The sequence below is a fragment of the Aeromicrobium sp. 636 genome (assembly GCF_024433585.1).
GTDB lineage: Bacteria > Actinomycetota > Actinomycetes > Propionibacteriales > Nocardioidaceae > Aeromicrobium > Aeromicrobium senzhongii.
Window position 1 is genome coordinate 377,274 of the sequence record NZ_WNJU01000002.1, and the last position, 17,196, is coordinate 394,469.

Below are 17,196 nucleotides of genomic sequence, written 5' to 3' on the forward strand. Positions count from 1 at the left end.
TCAGGACACGCGGCCGAGCACCGCGGAGGTGCGAGGTCCGAGGGCGCCGAGGAGGTGGTCGGCCCGATCCACGTCGCGACGCAGCGTCGACCACGAGGGCACGGGCAACTCGAGGAAGCCCGCCTCACGGTGACGGCGCCACGAGTCGGGACCGAACGCCTCCGGCAGGTCGCCCTCCCGAGCCGTGAGCAGTGTGGTGCCGTGGCGCTCCTCGTCGGGCACGGCGCCCAGGCGCGTCTCCTGCGCCAGCTCGAGGGCCTGGGCGAGGTCCTCCGGGCGCAGTCCGGGCAGGTCGCCCAGGAGGACGGCCCGCCGATCGCGGGGGATCGTGGCGAGGCCGTCGGCGACCGCTGCGGCGATCCCGCGCGGGGCGGACTCGACGACGATCTCGACGCCGGGCGCGTCGATCGTCGGGTCCGCGGTGACGACCACGACGCGCGCCACCTGGGCCGCCGCCTCGATGGTGTCCAGCGCGATGGCGCGCGCCAGCGCGACCCGCTCGACCCCGGGGATCTCGAGGCGCGACTTGCCCAGCTCGGTCGGCTTGACGGGGATGACGACGGTCCAGACGCGTCGCCGCCGGTCACGCACCGGCAGACTCCACGACGCCGAACGGTGCCGGGTCGAAGGAGCCGAACCGGTCGCGGAACTCCTGGGCCTTGCCGGGCCAGAGCAGCACCTGCCGGCCGGACCGCTCGTCGACGTACCAGTTGTGGCAGCCGGAGATCCACACGGTGGAGCGCTCCTGCAGCTCGTCGACGTACCGCTGCTCGGCCTCGAACGAGACCTCGAGCGGGCCGTGCGCGGTCCACGGCAGCGCCGAGGCCACGTAGTCGGCCTGGGCCTCGATCATGAGCACGGCCGAGTTGTGCGCGAGCGTCGCGTTGGGGCCGTCGAGGACGAAGAGGTTGGGGAAACCGTGCACGGCGGTCGAGGCGTACGCCCGCATGCCCTGGGACCAGTACTGGTCGAGCGAGATCCCCCCGCGGCCCCTGATCAGCTCGGCGTAGGGCTGGCGCGTGGTGTGGAAGCCGGTCGCGGCCACGACGACGTCCACCTCGTGGCGGGAACGATCAGCCGCGACCACCGCGCGGGGCTCGTACGCGGTCAGGGCACCGGGGACGTGGCGCACGTGCGGCATCCGCAGCGTCGAGTAGTAGTCGTCGCTGAACAGCACGCGCTTGCAGCCGAACTCGTGGTCGGGAGTCAGCGCCGCTCGCAGCACCGGATCGGGGACCTGGGAGGCGAGGTGCCCCAGTGCCCGACCCCGGGCCTCGGCGCGACCGTCGCCGGCGCGCTGGGCGAAGACCTCCTCGGTCTCGCGCATGAGGTCGGCGCGCAGTCCGGCCAGCCGATCGGGCTGACGCTCGAACAGGGCGATCTCGGCCTCGGCGTAGGCACGGTCGCCCTTGGGCAGGATGAACGGGGCGCTGCGCTGCAGCACGACGACGGACTCGGCGCGGCGCGCCAGCTCGGGCACGATCTGGATGCCCGAGGCGCCGGTGCCGACGACGGCCACCCGGGCGCCGTCGAGATCGAGGTCGTCGTCCCAGCGGGCCGTGTGGACGACCGGGCCGTCGAAGGTGCCCGGGACCTCGGGCAGACGTGGTTCGGTCAGCCGGCCGGCGGCCATCACGAGGACCTCCGCCTCGACCCGTCCACGTGAGGTGGTCAGCTGCCAGGCGTCGCCGTCCCAGTCGGCCGACTCGAGCCGGGTCGACAGCATGATCCGGTCGGCGACGGGCGCGGCGGCATCCTGCAGGTACTCGAGGATCTCGGCGCCCGGCGCGAACACGCGGCTGAAGCCCGGGTGGGCGATGTCGGAGTAGCCGTACAGGTGCGCCGGGACGTCGCACGCGACACCGGGGTAGCGATTGTCGTGCCACGTCCCGCCGATGCCGGGACGGCGCTCGAGCACGACGAACGACTCACCCGCGGCGGCCAGGCGCCGGGCCATGGCCACGCCCGCGAACCCGGCGCCGACCACCGCCACCCGGACGCGGATCACGGGGCGACGCCGTACGTCGTGGTGCGCAGGCGGAGCTGGCGGCCGAGCTTCCTGGCGATGCGCTCGGCCGTCTCGACGGTCAGCTCCTGGCCGAACTCGACGCCGGCCTCGGGCAGCACCCGGCCGTCGTAGAGCGTGCCGCCGAGATCGTCCGCGCCCGAGCGCAGCACGAGGATCGCGCCCTCGACGCCCAGCCGGGTCCAGGCCGCCTGGACGTGGTTGACGCTGCCGTGCAGCATCAACCGGGCGACCGCGTGGACGGCACGGTGCTGGTCGTCGCTGTGGTCGCCGCCGGGGAACGCCATGGGCACGAGCTCGTTGAAGCCACCGGTGTCGGACTGGACGGCACGGAGGCGGCGCAGGTGGCGGACGCGCTGCAGCGGCGACTCGCCGTGGCCGTAGAACAGCACGGAGGTGGAGTGCAGGCCCAGGCCGTGCGCGGCGCGGATCGCCTCCTCCCAACGGTCGACGGGAAGGTCGGCGGGGAAGTGCTCGGCGCGATACGCCTCATCGAGCACCTTGACGCCCGTCCCAGGGACGGTGTCGGCACCTGCCGCAGCCAGCGCCGCGTACTGCTCGGCCACCGTGCGGCCGGTCCGCCGAGCGCCGTCGATGACGTCGGCCGGGCGGAAGGCGTGCAGGTGCAGACCCGGAGCGGCGGCGCGGGCGGCCCGCAGCATCTGCTCGTAGACGTCGTCGGGGGTGTCCGGACTCGCGGTTCCCTGGATGCACAGCTCGGTGGCACCGAGATCGACCGCGTCGGCGGCGACCTGCGCGACGAGAGCCGGGTCGGCTACCTGGTCCGAGCCGAGGTTGCGGTTCTGGACGAGGGAGACCGTGGCGCCCGCGACGGAGCGCCGCAGCTCGTCGGCCAACCCGGTCAGCCGGTCGAGGTCGGGCCCGGTCGCCGTCAGGAGCCGGACGTACTCGTCGTCGCTCAGTCCGGCGGGGTCCTGCTCGGCCCGCGCGAAGAGGTCGCGGTGACCGGTGCCGGTGGTGCGCGGCGTCCGCTCGCCCGCGGCGGCGAGACCGTCGGCGTCGGCGAACGCGAGAACGGCGTCGTGCAGCATCGGGTCGATCCAGGTGTCGCGGTCGCGGATGTAGTGCGGGTGCACCGTGAGGCGCTCACGCAGTTCGTAGCCGGTCGCACGGGTGAGCTCGGTCAGCTGGTCGACCTGGGGCCAGGGACGCTCGGGGTTCACGTGGTCGGCGGTCAGCGGGCTGACGCCGCCCCAGTCGTCGATGCCGGCCGCGACCAGGCGGGCCAGCTCGCCGGGGTCGGAGAGGTTCGGCGGCGCCTGGATCCGGGCGTCGGGGCCCAGCACGATGCGGGTCGTGGCGACCGCCGCGATGTACGCATCGGTCTCGGCGTCGGCGACGCCCTGCATCGCGGTGGCCGGCTTGGCGCGGAAGTTCTGGATGATGACCTCCTGCACGTGACCGTGGCGCTCGGACACGTCACGCAGGGCGAGGATCGAGTCGAACCGCTCCTCGAGCGTCTCGCCGATGCCGATCAACAGGCCGGTCGTGAAGGGGATCCTGAGGCGGCCGGCGTCCTCGAGCACCTGCAGGCGCAACGCCGGATCCTTGTCGGGCGAGCCGAAGTGAGCCTGTCCGGGCTCGGCGAACAGCCGGTGGCTCGTGGTCTCGAGCATCATGCCCATCGAGGGTGCGGTCGGGCGCAACCGCTCCAGTTCGTCCGCGGTCATGACGCCGGGGTTGAGGTGCGCCAGGAGGCCGGTCTCCTCGGTGATCCGGCGAGCCAGGTGCCCGACGTAGTCCAAGGTCGACGCGAAGCCGTGCTGGTCGAGCCACTCGCGGGCGACGTCCCAGCGGTCCTCGGGACGATCGCCGAGGGTCAGCAGCGCCTCCTTGCACCCCAGCGCCGCACCCTGGTGCGCGATCGCCAGCACGTGCTCCTCGGAGAGGTAGGGCGCGATGCCCTTGCGCTCGAGCTTGCCGGGGGTGTCGACGAAGACGCAGTAGTGGCAGCGATCGCGGCACAGGGTCGTGACGGGGACGAAGACCTTGCGGGACCACGTGACCACTCCGGGGCGACCGGCGCGGGCCAGGCCCTCGTCGCGGATCCGCCCGGCCTCGCGGACCAGGTCGTCGAGGTCGTCGCCGCGGGCCGAGAGCATCGAGGCAGAGACCTCGGATGCTTGCAGACTCATGTGGACTCCCCGCGCGCTGACTCGTTCACACCCTAGCCGCCGAGGCCGCGCGGGCGACCGCTGGAACCGCGCCCGGCAGGATCATCCGAGGCCCGGCGCTGCCGTCCCGGCGTCGGGGTGGACCAGGCGTGTGCGGGTTCCCCTCGGCGCGGCTGAGGCCCGGATCACGCCCAGGCCAGGGTTTCGTCGACCCTCGCCGACGTATCCTGAAGGGCGTGTTCCGTCGAATCTTCCCCGCGCTTCTGGCTGCCCTCCTGACCCTCTCGGCGTGTGGTGATGGCACCGGCGACGCGCAGGGCGGGGCCGCCGGCCTCGCCGTGACGGACGCGTGGGTGAAGGCCACCGACATGAACATGAGCGCGGCGTTCGCGGTGCTCAGCAACAGCGGTGACGAGGACGTGGAGATCGTCGGCGTCACGACCGATCTGACCGACCGCGCCGAGATCCACGAGACCGCCGACGGTGCCATGCGCCCGGTCGAGAGCGTGACGATCCCCGCGGGGGAGTCCCTGCGGCTCGAGCCCGGTGGCGACCACCTGATGCTGATGGACCTCACGGACCCGATCGAGCCGGGTCAGGAGGTCGAGCTGACGCTCGAGCTGGGTGACGGGTCGACGTTCGACATCACCGCCACGGCCAAGGACTTCGCCGGCGGTGCCGAGGACTACGAGGGCGGCAAGGGGCACTGAGGTCATGAAGCGTCGCGCTCTCTTCGGAGGGGCTGCGGCGGTCGGTGCCGCCGCCGTCGGGGGTGCCGCACTGGGCGCGGCCGCGACCGGCGCGAACGCCGATCCGGAGCCCACCGGCACTCGCTCGGTCCCGTTCCACGGACGCCACCAGGCGGGCATCGAGATGGAGCCGCAGGCCCATCAGAGCCTGCTGGCGCTCGACCTGCGTGACGGTGTCGATGCCGCCGCGATCCGCCGGCTGCTGACCCTGCTGACCGACGACGCCCGTCGGCTCACCGCGGGACGGGCGCCGCTCGCCGACCTCGAGCCGGAGCTGGCTGCGGTGCCCGCCCGGCTGACCGTCACGTTCGGGTTCGGTCCGGGGCTCGTCGCGGCGGTCCGTGGGGCCGCCCGGGTGCCGGCGTGGCTGGGGCCGCTGCCGGAGTACCGCACCATCGACCGTCTCGAGGAGCGGTGGAGCGGGGGAGACCTGCTCCTGCAGGTGGCCGCCGACGACCCGACCACCATCGCGCACGCCCTGCGCCTGCTCGTGCGCGACGCCCGCGCCTTCGCCTCGGTCCGGTGGCGTCAGGACGGCTTCCGCCACGCCGCGAGCAGTCACCGGCCCGGCACCGCGATGCGCAACCTCTTCGGACAGGTCGACGGCACCGCCAACGAGGCCCCGGGCTCGGCTGGGTTCGACCGCGTGGTGTGGCGTGACGACCCTGAGCCGTGGCTGGACGGGGGCACCACGCTCGTGGTGCGACGCATCGCGATGAACCTCGACACCTGGGACGAGGTCGGCCGCGAGGGTCGTGAGTTCTCGATCGGCCGGCGACTGGCCGACGGCGCGCCCACCACGGGCGGGAGGGCGTCCGACGACGTCGACCTCGAGGCGGTCGACGAGCGCGGCTTCACCGTGATCGGGCCGTCCGCCCACGTGCGCCGGGCCCGCGCCGGCGACGACGGACAGCGCATCTTCCGGCGCGGCTACAACTACGACGACGCCACGGGAACAGGCCTGATCTTCTGCTCGTTCCAGGCCGACCTGGAGCGTCAGTTCCTGCCGATTCAGGCGCGACTGGCCGAGCAGGACGCCCTCAATGCCTGGACGACGCCCATCGGATCGGCGGTGTTCGCCATCCCCGCGGGCGTCCGTCCGGACGGGTTCGTCGGTGAGGCGCTCTTCACGTGACGCCGTCGCGTCGACGTCCGAGGAATCATCAGGTGCCCCACCTACACTCGATCGAGTGATTCGCTTCGACAAGGTCACCAAGACCTACCCCGGCCAGAAGCGTGCTGCCCTCGACCACGTCGACCTGGAGATCACCAAGGGCGAGTTCGTCTTCCTCGTCGGCTCCTCCGGTTCGGGCAAGTCGACCTTCCTGCGCCTGATCCTGCGTGAGGCCCGGCCCACGTCCGGCCACGTCTACGTCGCCGGCAAGGAGATCAACAAGCTCTCCAGCTGGAAGGTGCCCAAGCTGCGCCGCCAGCTCGGCACGGTGTTCCAGGACTTCCGCCTGCTGCCGAACAAGACGGTCTTCGAGAACGTGGCCTACGCCCTGGAGGTCATCGGCAAGCCGCGCGACGAGATCAAGCGGCTCGTCCCCGAGACACTCGACCTGGTCGGTCTCGACGGCAAGGGGCACCGCCGCCCCGACGAGCTCTCCGGTGGCGAGCAGCAGCGCGTCGCGATCGCCCGTGCCTACGTCAACCGGCCGATGATCCTCATCGCCGACGAGCCCACCGGCAACCTCGACCCCACGACCAGCGTCGGCATCATGAAGCTCCTCGACCGGATCAACCGCGAGGACACGACCGTCCTGATGGCCACCCACGACTCCTCGATCGTCGACCAGATGCGCAAGCGTGTCATCGAGCTCGACGAGGGCCGCGTGATCCGTGACGAGGCCCGCGGCATCTACGGCTACGAGAACTGAGACCCATGCGAGCGATCCTCAACGAACTGCGCGCGAGCCTGACGCGCAACACCTCCATGACGATCTCGTTGATCGTCACCATGAGTGTGTCGCTGCTGCTGGCGTCCCTGGGCCTGTTGATCCAGGCCCAGGCCGAGCGCACCGAGCAGTACTTCGGCGACCGGCTGCAACTGCAGGTCAACCTGTGCACCAAGAACTCGCCGGCCGCCACGTGCGTCGGCGGCGCGGCCACCGACGAGCAGAAGCAGGCCGTGCAGACCGCCCTGCGGGACAACCCCGAGGTCAAGACCTTCGACGTGCGCACGCCACGGGAGAACTACGCCCAGGCGCGCGAGCTGCTGGGCCAGACCGACACCGGCCGCAAGCAGCTCGAGACTCTCGGCGTCGACTCGTTCCCCGAGTCCTACTTCGTGACCCTGAAGGACCCGCAGCAGTTCGACGGTGTCGTCAGCGAGGTCTCGGGCATGGACGGCGTGGGCAACGTCAACTCGCTGCGCGACCTGCTCGGGCCGCTGTTCGAGATGCTCGACAAGATGCAGTGGGCCGCCCTGGCCACGGCCGGGCTGTTGATCATCGCGGCGATCCTGCAGGTCTCCAACACGATCCGGATGACGGCGTTCGCCCGTCGCCGCGAGATCGGGATCATGCGGCTGGTCGGCGCGTCCAGCTGGCACATCCAGGCGCCGTTCGTGCTGGAGTCCCTCGTGGCGGCGATCATCTCGGCGGCCCTGGCGGCCGGCGGCATGGCGGCCTTCATGCACTTCGTGGTCTACGGCTACCTGCGCGACACCCTGGGCCGGATCACGACCTGGGTGCGCTGGGAGGACGCCTTCCTCGTCATGGGCATGACGACGGTGCTGGCGCTGCTGCTGGCCCTGGTCCCGACGTTCGTCATGACCCGCAAGTACCTCGACGTGTAGTGACACGCGCGGAGGCGGTGCTGAGCTCAAACCCTCAACCTCTGCCGTAGAGTCGCTGACGTCAGTTCGCACGATTCCGTCCCCTGCGGACACTTCCCCGGATTCGAGACCATGACGAGATTGCGCAAGACCCTGCTCGCCCTGACCCTCAGCATCGCGCTGGTGGCCGGCTTGAGCGCGCCCACGTTCAGTGACGAGAAGGACGACGTCAAGCGCGAGCAGCGCAAGAACGAGCAGAAGCTCAAGGACGCCCAGGAAGAGGTCCAGGAGTCCACGAAGGCCGCCCGCGACGCCAAGCGTGCGCTCGACCGGGCCTCGGCCCGACTGTCGGTCGCCGAGACGAAGCTGGGCCAGACGCGCGGCAAGCTCGCCGTCGCCCAGGCCGAGGACGCCCGCCTGCGGGCCGAGCTGGACAAGGCCGAGGCCGAGCTGCGATCGGCCGAGGCACGCCTCGAGGCCGCGGAGAAGGAGCTCAAGCAGTCGCGCGGGGCCGTCGAGTCCTTCGCCGTCGAGCAGGTCATGGCCGGCGACACCGGGCTCAAGGCCTTCGGCGATCTGCTGCGCGGTGCCGATCCGGGCCTGTTCTCCGAGCAGATGAGCGCCAAGACCTCCATCGGCGACGCGCAGGTCGCGGTCATGCAGGAGTTGGCGGCCTCCGAGGTCATGCTCGGGATCGAGCGCGACAAGGTCGAGCGGTTGCGCGACCAGGTCGCCGACCAGAAACGACAGGCCGAGGCCGTCGTGGTCCAGATGCAGGCCCTGACCGCGCAGGCCCAGGCGCAGGCCGCGTCCGTCGCGCAGCTGGTGTCGGCACGCGCCGGCGCCAAGCGCACCGCCGATGCCACCTTGGTCGAGGACCTCAAGCTCCAGGCCGAGCTCGAGGCCGACCGGGTCCGCCTCGAGAACCAGTTGGCCGAGATCGTCCGCAAGGAGCTGGCGGCCGCCGCGGCAGCAGCGGCCCGCGCCCGCAAGAAGAACAAGGGCAACGGAGGCAGCGGCGGAGGTGGCGGCTCCAGCAACAGCGGCGGAGGCGGCTCCGGCACCGGTGACTCCGGCGGCGCGCTGAGCCGTCCGGTGCCCGGTCCGATCACGTCCCCCTACGGCATGCGCCGGCACCCCATCACGGGCGTCTACAAGCTTCACGACGGCACCGACTTCGGCGTCGGCTGCGGCGTCCCGATCCGCGCGGCCGCAGGCGGCCGGATCGTGTCGCAGTACTACAACGGCGGCTACGGCAACCGCGTCATCCTCAACAACGGGGTCAAGCGGGGTGTCAGTGTCATCACGACCTACAACCACCTCTCCCGGTATGCCAAGAGCACCGGTGCGAAGGTCAGCCGCGGCGACATCATCGGGTATGTCGGGTCCACCGGGTACTCGACCGGCTGCCACCTGCACTTCATGGTGCTCGTCAACGGCCGCACGACGCAGCCGATGAACTGGCTCTGACCTGTCACTGGCCCCGACCTGACAGAATGGTCGAATGGCCAAGGAGACCGGTCGCAAGATGATCGCGCAGAACAAGAAGGCGCGGCACGACTATCACATCGAGGACACCTACGAGGCCGGGCTCGTCCTGACCGGCACCGAGGTCAAGTCGCTGCGTCAGGGTCGTGCCTCGCTCGTCGACGGCTTCGGTGAGATCGATCGCGGTGAGGCCTGGCTGTTGCAGGTCCACATCCCGCAGTACGACAACGGCACGTGGACCAACCACGAGACCCGCCGGCGTCGCAAGATGCTGCTGAACCGCCACGAGATCGAGAAGATCGAGCACCGCACGCAGGCCAAGGGCCTGACGATCGTGCCGTTGAGCCTGTACTTCAAGGACGGGCGGGCCAAGGTCGAGATCGCGCTCGCACGCGGCAAGAAGGAGTACGACAAGCGCCACGCCCTGGCCGAGCGTCAGGCGTCGCGTGACGCCGAGCGCGAGGTGGGCCGGCGCCTCAAGGGCATATGACCTGGCAGGACGCCGATCTCGCCGCGTACCTCGAGCGGCTGGGCGTCCCGGGGATCGTCGACGTCCACGTGCACTTCATGGCGCCGCAGGTGCTGGCGAAGGTCTGGGCGTACTTCGACGCCGCCGGTCCCAAGCTGGGCCGGGCCTGGCCGATCCACTACCGCACCAGCGACGAGGAGCGGGTCGAGACGCTGCGGGCGCTCGGCGTGCGCCGGTTCACCGCCCTGTCCTACGCACACAAGCCGGGCGTCGCCGGGTTCATGAACGACTGGCTGGCCGGCTTCGCCGAGCGGGTGCCCGACTCGGTGCGCTCGGCGACCTTCTTTCCCGAGGCCGAAGCGGCCGAGTACGTGCCCGCGGTGATCGCCGACGGGGTCCGGGTCTTCAAGGCCCACCTGCAGGTGGGGGAGTTCGCCGCCGACGACCCGCTGCTGGACCCGGTCTGGGCGGCGATCGAGGAGGCGCAGGTCCCGGTCGTGCTGCATGCCGGCTCGGGCCCCATGCCCGGCCCGCACACCGGCCCGCAGGGGGTGGGGCAGGTGCTGCGGCGCTTCCCGCGGCTGCCGCTGGTGATCGCTCACCTGGGCATGCCCGAGGTCGACGCCTTCTGCGACCTGGCCGAGCAGTACCCGAACGTCAGGCTCGACACGACCATGACGTTCGTCGACTTCTTCCCAGATCGGCCGCCGGTCGACACGCAGCGGCTGTTGCGCCTGCAGGACCGGATCGTCTTCGGCTCGGACTTCCCCAACATCCCGTACCCCTACGCCCATCAGGTCGAGGCACTCGACCGCCTGGGACTGGGCGACGACTGGATGCGCGCCGTGCTCTGGGACAACGGCGTCGAGTTGCTCGGACCTGTCGGCTGAGCGTCAGGCGTCCCCGGTCAGTGCGTCGACAGCCCGCGCTACCAGCCGCTCCCGCGCCTGTGGGGTCCGGGCCTTCAGCAACGGGAGCACGATGGCGTACTGCGCGGTGCGGCCGAGCTGCTCGAACGCCTCGGCTGCACGCGGATTCGCGGCCAGCGCAGCCGTGAGGTCGGGTGGCACCTCGGAGTCCGCCTGACGCACGTATGCGGCGTTCCAGCGGCCGTCGGCGCGTGCGGCGGCGACCTCCGCCCGCCCGGCCGCGCGCAACCGGCCGGCGGCCTCGAGCGCCTCGGCCCGGGCGACGTTGACCTGCGACCAGGGACTGCGTGGACGCCGGGGCGAATAGCGCTGCAGGAACGAGACGTCATCGAGTGAGCGGCGCACGCTGTCGATCCAGCCGTGGCAGAGCGCGCCGTCGAGCGCCTCGCCGATCGTGATCAGCGCCAGGTCGGCGTTCTTGCGGCGGATCCGCAGCCAGGCCTCCGCTGCGCTGTCGTGGTGCTGCGCCAGCCACCTGTCCCACGCGCCGACGTCGCCGAACTCCAGGACGTCCATGACCCCACGCTATGTCGACGGCTGCCGACCGGGCTCCGGGAAGCCGAGATCACCCGATGGAATCTTTCCGTCGTCAGGACGTTGTACCCTGATGACGCCGGTTCGGTTTGCCGGCGGTTGACAATTCCAGAGGGGCTGATCGGTTTCGACTTTGGTCGTTCGATTTCAGGAGAAGCGGGTAGAGAAGGCAACGTCAACTCTCAAACGTTCGTTGCACACCAATAAGTGCCGATTCCAATCGCACTGACTTCGCCCTCGCCGCCTGAGGCGACTCGCGAAGGGTGGGCCCGGGAATGTCCTCGTCCCGGATTGTCCACCTCATTCAGAGGACTTGCTGATCTGACCGTGTAGCGGGGTCGGATCGGGACTTTTTCCGCTGCTGAGCCTGTCGGTGACGCGTTCGTCCGAGCACCGGGGCTGAGAAAAGCGACAGACGAACTGCACCCGGAGAAGACCTGTCTCAGCGCCAGAGGACCCGGGTTCGATTCCCGGCAGCTCCACCAGCCCAGCCCTCATGGACCTCAGGGCCACCTCGTTCTCGAGGTGGCCCTGAGTCATGTCCGCTCGCGATCAGGCGACGAAGTCGTCCCAGCCGTCGGCGAGATAGTCGATGAACGCGGCGCCCAGGTGCTCGGCCTCGAGGCGTTCGCGGCTGAACGGCTGCGGATCGCTGACGAAGTCGGGATCGGCCGCGACCCGTTGCGGCAGGTCGTGGTGGATGATCGCGGCGGTGCCCACGGTGACGAAATCGGCGCCGCGCTCCAGGCACCAGGTGGCGTCCTTCGCGGACAGGATCTTGCCCGCGACGCCCAGCGCCGTGCCGTGGCGGGGCAGGTCCATGAAGCGGTCGATCAGCAGTCCGTCGAGCTCGGTGTCGCGGGGTGTCTTGGCCACGTCCCACAGCGACAGGTCCACGTAGTCGGCCTCGCCCGAGGCGAGCAGTTGCTCGACCAGCGTCGTGGCGTCGTCGACGCGCATGCCGTAGCCCTCGGGGGAGACGCGCACACCCACCTGGAAGTCGGGTCCGGTCGCCGCGCGGATGCCGGTGAGCGCCTCGCGCAGGGCGCGACTGCGGTTCTCGAGCGATCCGCCGAACTCGTCCGTCCGGTGGTTCTTGCGGGTGTCGAGGAACTGGCACAGCACGTAGCCGTGGGCGCCGTGGATCTCGACGCCGTCGAAGCCGGTGCGCTCAGCGCGGACTGCCGCGGCGACGAAGTCGTCGATGACGCGCTTGACGTCGCTCGTCGACAGCTCCTCCACACCCCGGTCGCGGTCGGCCCACGGTGCGACCGTCGCCATTCCCGTGACCGTCGAGTCGGCGCGCATCCCGCCGTGGTGCAGCTGCACCGACGAGACCGCGCCGGCGTCGCGGATGGCGTCGGCCAGGCGGCGCAGGCCCTCCTCGTGGCGCGTGTCGCTGATGCCCAGCTGGCCCTGCCAGGCCTGACCCTCAGGCGAGACGTAGGCGGCGGCGGTCATCACGAGGCCGAACCCGCCGCGTGCTCGGGCGACGAGCCATTCGTGCTCGTCGTCGGAGAGGGTCCCGTCCGGGTGGCTCTGCTTGTTCGTCAGGGGAGCGAGCGTCCAGCGGTTGGGCCACGTGGGACCGTGCGGGAGTTCGAGGGCAGTGGCCAATGAGGCGGCTGTGGTCGGCACCCCGTCACTCTACGAGCGGGCCCCCGAGGGCGCGTGGGGCGTCCTTCGCCATGATGGGAACATGACCGACATCTGGCTGCCCGAGGGCGACTTCCTGACCGATCGCCACCTGGCGACCCTGTCGACGATCGGCCCCGGTGGCCGGATCCACGTCGTCGCCGTGGGGTTCACGGTCTTCGAGGGGATCGTGCGGATCACGACGATGGACGGCAGCCAGAAGGTGCGCAACATCGAGCGCGACCCGCGGGCGACCGTGGCTCAGGTGGCCGGCCCGCAGTGGCTCAGCATCGCGGGCTCGGCGCAGGTGCTGCGTGACCGCGAGTCGATCTCGCTGGCCGAGCGACTGTACGCCGAGCGCTACCGGCCGCCGGCCGAGAACCCGAACCGCGTCGTCATCGCCATCACGCCCGAGAAGGTCATGTCCTCGCCCGGCCTGCGCGGCGAGGCGCCCGCGCACGACTGAGCGAACTCGTCGGGCACGTGCGCACCCGTTACCGTTCGGAGCGTGGAGGCGCTGCTGCTGGGGACCGGATCGGCCGACGGATGGCCCACGCCGTTCTGCCGGTGCGACTCCTGCATGACGATGCTGGCCGAGGGGATCATCCGCACGCCCACGAGTGTGCTGCTCGACCGGCGGATCTGGATCGACCCCGGCCCTGAGGCTCCGCGGCAGGCGTTGCGCGCGGGGGTCGACCTGGTCGACGTCGACTCGGTGCTGATCTCGCACGCACACAGTGACCACCTGGATCCCGCGTTCCTGCTGCACCGCAGCTGGGTCGACGACCGCCCGCTGACCGTCTACGGCCCTGCACCGGCGATCGACCGCTGCCGCGACTGGCTGGCGCCGGACCAGACGTCAGTGCGCCTGGTGACGGTAACGGCGGGCGACCGCTTCACGGCCGCCGAGCATCGCGTCACCGTCGTGCGCGCGGCGCACGAGGCGCTGGGGGAGGCCGTTCTCTACCGGATCGACAGCGACGAGCGATCGGTGCTCTACGCCTGTGACACCGGGCCGTGGGCGCCGGGCGCGCTGGAGCAGATCGGCGGGAGCCGGCTGGATCTGGTGCTGCTGGAGCAGACGTTCGGCGACCGGCTCGACCTGGCGGGGGAGCGTCACCTGGGAGTGCGGACCTTCGAGCAGGCGGTCGCGGACCTGCGGTGGAGCGGAGCGGTGGACGAGCGGACGCGCGTGATCGCCGTGCACCTGAGTCATCACAACGCGCCCGACGTGGAGGCGCGGTTGGCGATGCTGGGGTTGGAGACCGGACGCGACGGTCAGCTCGTCACGCTCTGAGCCGAGGGAACGCGGCTGCCCGGACATGGAGAAAGCCCCCGCCGAAGCGGGGGCTTTCTCGGAGTTCTCGTGTTGTTGAGAAAACTCAGATCGCGCGGATCTTCGCGGCCTGCAGGCCCTTCTGGCCCTGCGTCACCTCGAACTCGACCTTCTGGTTGTCCTCGAGCGAACGGTAGCCGTTGCCCTGGATCTCGCTGAAGTGCGCGAACAGGTCCTCGCCGCCGTCGTCGGGCGCGATGAAGCCGAAGCCCTTTTCAGAGTTGAACCACTTCACAGTTCCGGTAGCCATGCTGTCTCCTTGGGAGGTAATGCGCACTCGTGAATCGCGTGCGACTAACTAGATGTCACGCGTCACTTCGAACCAAAGAGAAAACCGAACAGCCTCAAACGAGGCTCGACCATCAATCTGCCGAGTCATGCCATGCAACAACAAGATTGACTCTACTGCACGACACCTGAAAGCACCAAATCAGTGCCCCGGACGTAGTCGAACCTTGCGCGTCTGGTTGTCCTCATCGACCTCGACGACGGAGTTACGCGACTTGAGAAAGTCGGTGAACGTCTTGAATCCCAGCTCTTTTTCGTTGAACGAGGAGTCCATCCGCTTCATCTGGCTCTTGACGGTGCCCGAGTGGGTCCACTCCTCCTCGGGATCCTTCTCGCCCAGCAGACGCAGTGCGCGCAGCAGCAGACGGGTGGCCTGACGGGCCAGCGCCTGCTCGTCGTCCTCGTCGTCCTGGCTGCCGCCGGCCGGGACGAAGATGGGCTGGAGCCTCGGCTCGGTCGACACGGGGATCTCGATGGACCTCGTGGCCTTCGAGGGCTCGGCGTCGGTGGACGCCTCCACCTCGGTCTCGGCCTCGGTCTTCGGGCTGCCGCTCTTGCGCGTGCCGCGGCGGGCCGACTTCCTCGGGGCGCGCGGGGAGGCCTGCTCGACCTCCTCGTCGTCGCCGTTCTGCGTCAGGCCCGGCAGGTTGTCGTACGTCAGCAGCTCGTCACACGCCGCCGCGAGCGAGCGGCTCGTGGCGCCGGCGACGCCGACGGCCACGACGTAGCGACCCATGCGCTTGAGCCGCTGGGCCAGCGGGATGTAGTCGGAATCACCCGCGGCGAGCACGACGGTGCCCACCTGCGGCATGCGTCCCATGTCCTCGAGGGCGTCGACGGCCAGCCGGATGTCGGCGCCGTTCTTCGAGCCCGAGGCGGGGAAGAGCTGGACCAGATCGATCGCCCGGTCGACGAGCTGCTTCTTGTAACGCACGTTGAACGGCATCGACCAGTCGGCGTAGGCGCGGGTCAGTGCCAGGCGGCCGAAGGACGACGCGTAGTCGAGAATCGCGTGGACATCGATCTCGGCCTGCCGCAGCTTGGCCTCGTCGAAGCCGGCGTCGCGGTCCTTCCAGAAGGACTGTTTGCCGTGCACCTGGTCGTATCGCGAGATGACGATGTTGTCGAAGTCCAGGTAGACGGCGACAGCGGAGTCGCTCGAGTTGGTCATGGGTCCAGTGTGCCCGGCCGCGGTCAGGAGGTCGTGTCGCGGTCGAACGGAGGTGGTGATGATCGAGCAGAGGCTCGATGTGCGACGAGTTTGACGGATCGACAGATCTGGGTGTCGAGGTCTCCTACGCTGCGTGCGTGAAGCGTCGGCGTTTGAGTGTTCGCTCAGTCGTTCGGCTCTCGGTGGTTCCGATGCTCTTCTGGCTGAGTCTCCTGGCGTGGGCCCTGTCGTCACCGGTCGGGTCCAGCCCGGACGACGACTTCCACCTCTCGTCCATCTGGTGTGGCCTGGGTGATCGCCAAGGTCTGTGCGAGCCATCGGGAGATCCGACGTCGAGGCTCGTGCCAGCGCAGATCGCCGACAAGCCGTGCTTCGCCTTCGAGCCGAGGACACCCGCGTCGTGCGTGCGACACGTGGACGCCGGGCTGAGCGAAGCGGTGTGGATGAACGCCGACGGTTCGTACCCGAGGCTCTTCTACGCGGCGATGGCGACGGTGGCAAGTGACGACGTCGGCGTCTCGGTGGTGGCCATGCGCGCACTCAACGCGTTGCTCGGTGTCGTGCTGCTGGTGGCCGCGTTCTGGCTGCTCCCGACGTCTCTGCGGCCGGCCCTGGTTCTCTCGGTGACCGCTACCTTGGTGCCGTTCGGGCTCTTCCTCATGCCCTCGACCAATCCGTCGTCGTGGGCGTATCTCTCGGGTGCACTGGTGCTGCTCTGTCTGTACGGCTCGATGAAGTCCGAGGGCCGGCGACGTGCCGCACTCGGGGCGATGGCATGGCTCGCGGCCGTGTTGGGCGCAGGCGCGCGTGCCGACTCGGCGGTGTTCACTGTCTTCGCACTGTTCCTGGCGTGGTTGTTGGCGGGGAGATCGGTGCGCCGACCGATCGGCCCTCTTCTGACCTCGGCCGTGATTCTCCTGTGCGTCGTTGCTCTCTTCCTCAGCGCCGGGCAGGCAGGGAGCGCCTCCTCAGGACTCGCCAACGACGACCCTGCCTTGACGACGGCCCAACACGTGGCGAACTTGATTTTCATCCCGGTGATCATGTGGGGCGGAATCCTCGGCTGGGGACGATTGGGCACCCTTGGTTGGCTGGACACACCTCTGCCGGGCGTGGTGCCGATGTTCACCATCGCGGCGGTCATGGTCGTCCTCGGCCACGGACTTCGGGGAGCCGGCCGTCGGCGCATGATGGCGTTCGTCCTCGTGGTGATCGCCCTGTGGGTCATTCCCTTCGTGTTGTTGGCCCAGACCCACGCCATCCTGGGCTCCCACGTCCAATCCCGTTACATGCTGCCGCTGTTCGTCATGGCGGTGGCGATCGCCACCGTCGGTGTGCCGGCGTCTCGATGGACGGGGTGGATGTCGTGGTTCGTCGCCGGGGCGGTGGCGATCGCCGGCTCATTCGCCCTTCACGCGAACCTCAGGAGATACACGGCCGGTGTCGGGCCCTTTTCCCTCGATCCGGGTGGGGACTCACGCTGGTGGTGGGACTCGACGCCCTCGCCACTTGCGGTTTGGTTGATCGGCACCGTGGCCTTTGCTCTGGCACTCGTGGTTCTCGTCGTGCAACTCAGGAGGGTGGCCGGCACGTCGACAGGGACCACCGTGGAGGGCCCGGGCAAGGCACCGGTCGCGCGCAGCGTGGTCTGAACATG

17 protein-coding genes and 1 other RNA gene are annotated in these 17,196 nt (G+C 69.9%); 11 read left to right on the forward strand and 7 right to left on the reverse strand.

Annotated elements, in window-relative coordinates; all coding sequences use genetic code 11:
• Genes cofC through cofG form a run of 3 tightly spaced genes read right to left on the reverse strand, consistent with a single transcriptional unit; the run spans position 1 to position 4,182 of the window.
• Positions 1 to 591, reverse strand: coding sequence for a 2-phospho-L-lactate guanylyltransferase (gene cofC, locus GL325_RS08415; RefSeq protein WP_187411513.1), 591 nt, complete (start codon positions 589 to 591; stop codon positions 1 to 3).
• Positions 584 to 2,008 carry an NAD(P)/FAD-dependent oxidoreductase gene (locus tag GL325_RS08420; protein ID WP_187411512.1) on the reverse strand — a complete coding sequence of 475 codons (1,425 nt, stop codon included), beginning with the start codon at positions 2,006 to 2,008 and terminating at the stop codon, positions 584 to 586. Before GL325_RS08420 ends, cofC begins: the two co-directional genes overlap by 8 nt.
• Positions 2,005 to 4,182, reverse strand: coding sequence for a 7,8-didemethyl-8-hydroxy-5-deazariboflavin synthase CofG (cofG, locus tag GL325_RS08425; protein WP_187769228.1), 2,178 nt, complete (start codon positions 4,180 to 4,182; stop codon positions 2,005 to 2,007). The genes GL325_RS08420 and cofG overlap by 4 nt, the downstream gene beginning before the upstream one ends.
• A gap of 215 nt (positions 4,183 to 4,397) precedes the next feature.
• On the opposite strand from cofG, the gene GL325_RS08430 reads away from it, so the two are divergent.
• The 7 genes from GL325_RS08430 to GL325_RS08460 all read left to right on the forward strand — a co-directional run bounded on the left by GL325_RS08430 (position 4,398) and on the right by GL325_RS08460 (position 10,536).
• Complete coding sequence (locus GL325_RS08430; RefSeq protein ID WP_223111077.1) at positions 4,398 to 4,871, forward strand: copper chaperone PCu(A)C; 474 nt, start codon at positions 4,398 to 4,400, stop codon at positions 4,869 to 4,871.
• Between the two features lie 4 nt (positions 4,872 to 4,875).
• Positions 4,876 to 6,045 carry a Dyp-type peroxidase gene (locus GL325_RS08435; protein WP_187769229.1) on the forward strand — a complete coding sequence of 390 codons (1,170 nt, stop codon included), beginning with the start codon at positions 4,876 to 4,878 and terminating at the stop codon, positions 6,043 to 6,045.
• Positions 6,046 to 6,100: 55 nt separating this feature from the next.
• A complete protein-coding gene (gene ftsE / locus GL325_RS08440; protein WP_187411511.1) occupies positions 6,101 to 6,790 on the forward strand; it encodes a cell division ATP-binding protein FtsE in 690 nt (229 codons plus the stop codon).
• A 5-nt stretch (positions 6,791 to 6,795) separates the two neighbouring features.
• The gene (gene ftsX / locus GL325_RS08445) at positions 6,796 to 7,710 is read left to right on the forward strand and encodes a permease-like cell division protein FtsX (RefSeq protein WP_154596675.1); all 915 of its coding nucleotides are present in this window, start codon (positions 6,796 to 6,798) and stop codon (positions 7,708 to 7,710) included.
• Between the two features lie 111 nt (positions 7,711 to 7,821).
• Positions 7,822 to 9,159, forward strand: coding sequence for a M23 family metallopeptidase (locus GL325_RS08450; RefSeq protein WP_187769230.1), 1,338 nt, complete (start codon positions 7,822 to 7,824; stop codon positions 9,157 to 9,159).
• 34 nt (positions 9,160 to 9,193) lie between these two features.
• Positions 9,194 to 9,667 carry an SsrA-binding protein SmpB gene (smpB, locus tag GL325_RS08455; protein ID WP_154596677.1) on the forward strand — a complete coding sequence of 158 codons (474 nt, stop codon included), beginning with the start codon at positions 9,194 to 9,196 and terminating at the stop codon, positions 9,665 to 9,667.
• Positions 9,664 to 10,536 carry an amidohydrolase family protein gene (locus GL325_RS08460; RefSeq protein WP_187769231.1) on the forward strand — a complete coding sequence of 291 codons (873 nt, stop codon included), beginning with the start codon at positions 9,664 to 9,666 and terminating at the stop codon, positions 10,534 to 10,536. Before smpB ends, GL325_RS08460 begins: the two co-directional genes overlap by 4 nt.
• Before the next feature lie 3 nt (positions 10,537 to 10,539).
• Here GL325_RS08460 and GL325_RS08465 read toward each other — a convergent pair whose 3' ends face one another.
• Positions 10,540 to 11,091, reverse strand: a complete 552-nt coding sequence (locus GL325_RS08465; protein ID WP_187769232.1) for a YdeI family protein — start codon at positions 11,089 to 11,091, stop codon at positions 10,540 to 10,542.
• A 131-nt stretch (positions 11,092 to 11,222) separates the two neighbouring features.
• On the opposite strand from GL325_RS08465, the gene ssrA reads away from it, so the two are divergent.
• Positions 11,223 to 11,594: a transfer-messenger RNA gene (gene ssrA / locus GL325_RS08470) on the forward strand.
• Positions 11,595 to 11,661: 67 nt separating this feature from the next.
• Here ssrA and GL325_RS08475 read toward each other — a convergent pair.
• Positions 11,662 to 12,747 (reverse strand): NADH:flavin oxidoreductase, encoded by a 1,086-nt coding sequence (locus GL325_RS08475; RefSeq protein ID WP_255955861.1) that lies wholly within the window; start codon positions 12,745 to 12,747, stop codon positions 11,662 to 11,664.
• Positions 12,748 to 12,808: 61 nt separating this feature from the next.
• Between GL325_RS08475 and GL325_RS08480 the strand changes: the two genes are divergently transcribed.
• Complete coding sequence (locus GL325_RS08480) at positions 12,809 to 13,210, forward strand: pyridoxamine 5'-phosphate oxidase family protein (RefSeq protein ID WP_187769233.1); 402 nt, start codon at positions 12,809 to 12,811, stop codon at positions 13,208 to 13,210.
• A gap of 42 nt (positions 13,211 to 13,252) precedes the next feature.
• The gene (locus GL325_RS08485) at positions 13,253 to 14,041 is read left to right on the forward strand and encodes an MBL fold metallo-hydrolase (RefSeq protein WP_187769234.1); all 789 of its coding nucleotides are present in this window, start codon (positions 13,253 to 13,255) and stop codon (positions 14,039 to 14,041) included.
• Positions 14,042 to 14,126: 85 nt separating this feature from the next.
• Here the strand turns inward: GL325_RS08485 and GL325_RS08490 are convergent, their stop codons facing one another.
• Both GL325_RS08490 and GL325_RS08495 read right to left on the reverse strand, forming a co-directional pair.
• Positions 14,127 to 14,330: a cold-shock protein gene (locus GL325_RS08490; RefSeq protein ID WP_146827219.1), complete on the reverse strand. Its 204-nt coding sequence runs from the start codon at positions 14,328 to 14,330 to the stop codon at positions 14,127 to 14,129.
• 180 nt (positions 14,331 to 14,510) lie between these two features.
• Positions 14,511 to 15,539, reverse strand: a complete 1,029-nt coding sequence (locus GL325_RS08495; RefSeq protein ID WP_154596681.1) for an NYN domain-containing protein — start codon at positions 15,537 to 15,539, stop codon at positions 14,511 to 14,513.
• 191 nt (positions 15,540 to 15,730) lie between these two features.
• On the opposite strand from GL325_RS08495, the gene GL325_RS08500 reads away from it, so the two are divergent.
• A complete protein-coding gene (locus GL325_RS08500; protein ID WP_187769235.1) occupies positions 15,731 to 17,191 on the forward strand; it encodes a DUF2142 domain-containing protein in 1,461 nt (486 codons plus the stop codon).
• Positions 17,192 to 17,196 lie beyond the last annotated feature (5 nt).

Bases quoted from the DNA above. Each gene is read 5' to 3' on its own strand.
- smpB (WP_154596677.1), top strand. From the start codon at position 9,194: ATGGCCAAGGAGACCGGTCGCAAGATGATCGCGCAGAACAAGAAGGCG.
- GL325_RS08495 (WP_154596681.1), bottom strand. From the start codon at position 15,539: ATGACCAACTCGAGCGACTCCGCTGTCGCCGTCTACCTGGACTTCGAC.
- GL325_RS08480 (WP_187769233.1), top strand. From the start codon at position 12,809: ATGACCGACATCTGGCTGCCCGAGGGCGACTTCCTGACCGATCGCCAC.
- GL325_RS08435 (WP_187769229.1), top strand. From the start codon at position 4,876: ATGAAGCGTCGCGCTCTCTTCGGAGGGGCTGCGGCGGTCGGTGCCGCC.
- GL325_RS08460 (WP_187769231.1), top strand. From the start codon at position 9,664: ATGACCTGGCAGGACGCCGATCTCGCCGCGTACCTCGAGCGGCTGGGC.
- cofG (WP_187769228.1), bottom strand. From the start codon at position 4,182: ATGAGTCTGCAAGCATCCGAGGTCTCTGCCTCGATGCTCTCGGCCCGC.
- GL325_RS08500 (WP_187769235.1), top strand. From the start codon at position 15,731: ATGCTCTTCTGGCTGAGTCTCCTGGCGTGGGCCCTGTCGTCACCGGTC.
- GL325_RS08450 (WP_187769230.1), top strand. From the start codon at position 7,822: ATGACGAGATTGCGCAAGACCCTGCTCGCCCTGACCCTCAGCATCGCG.
- GL325_RS08490 (WP_146827219.1), bottom strand. From the start codon at position 14,330: ATGGCTACCGGAACTGTGAAGTGGTTCAACTCTGAAAAGGGCTTCGGC.
- ftsX (WP_154596675.1), top strand. From the start codon at position 6,796: ATGCGAGCGATCCTCAACGAACTGCGCGCGAGCCTGACGCGCAACACC.
- GL325_RS08465 (WP_187769232.1), bottom strand. From the start codon at position 11,091: ATGGACGTCCTGGAGTTCGGCGACGTCGGCGCGTGGGACAGGTGGCTG.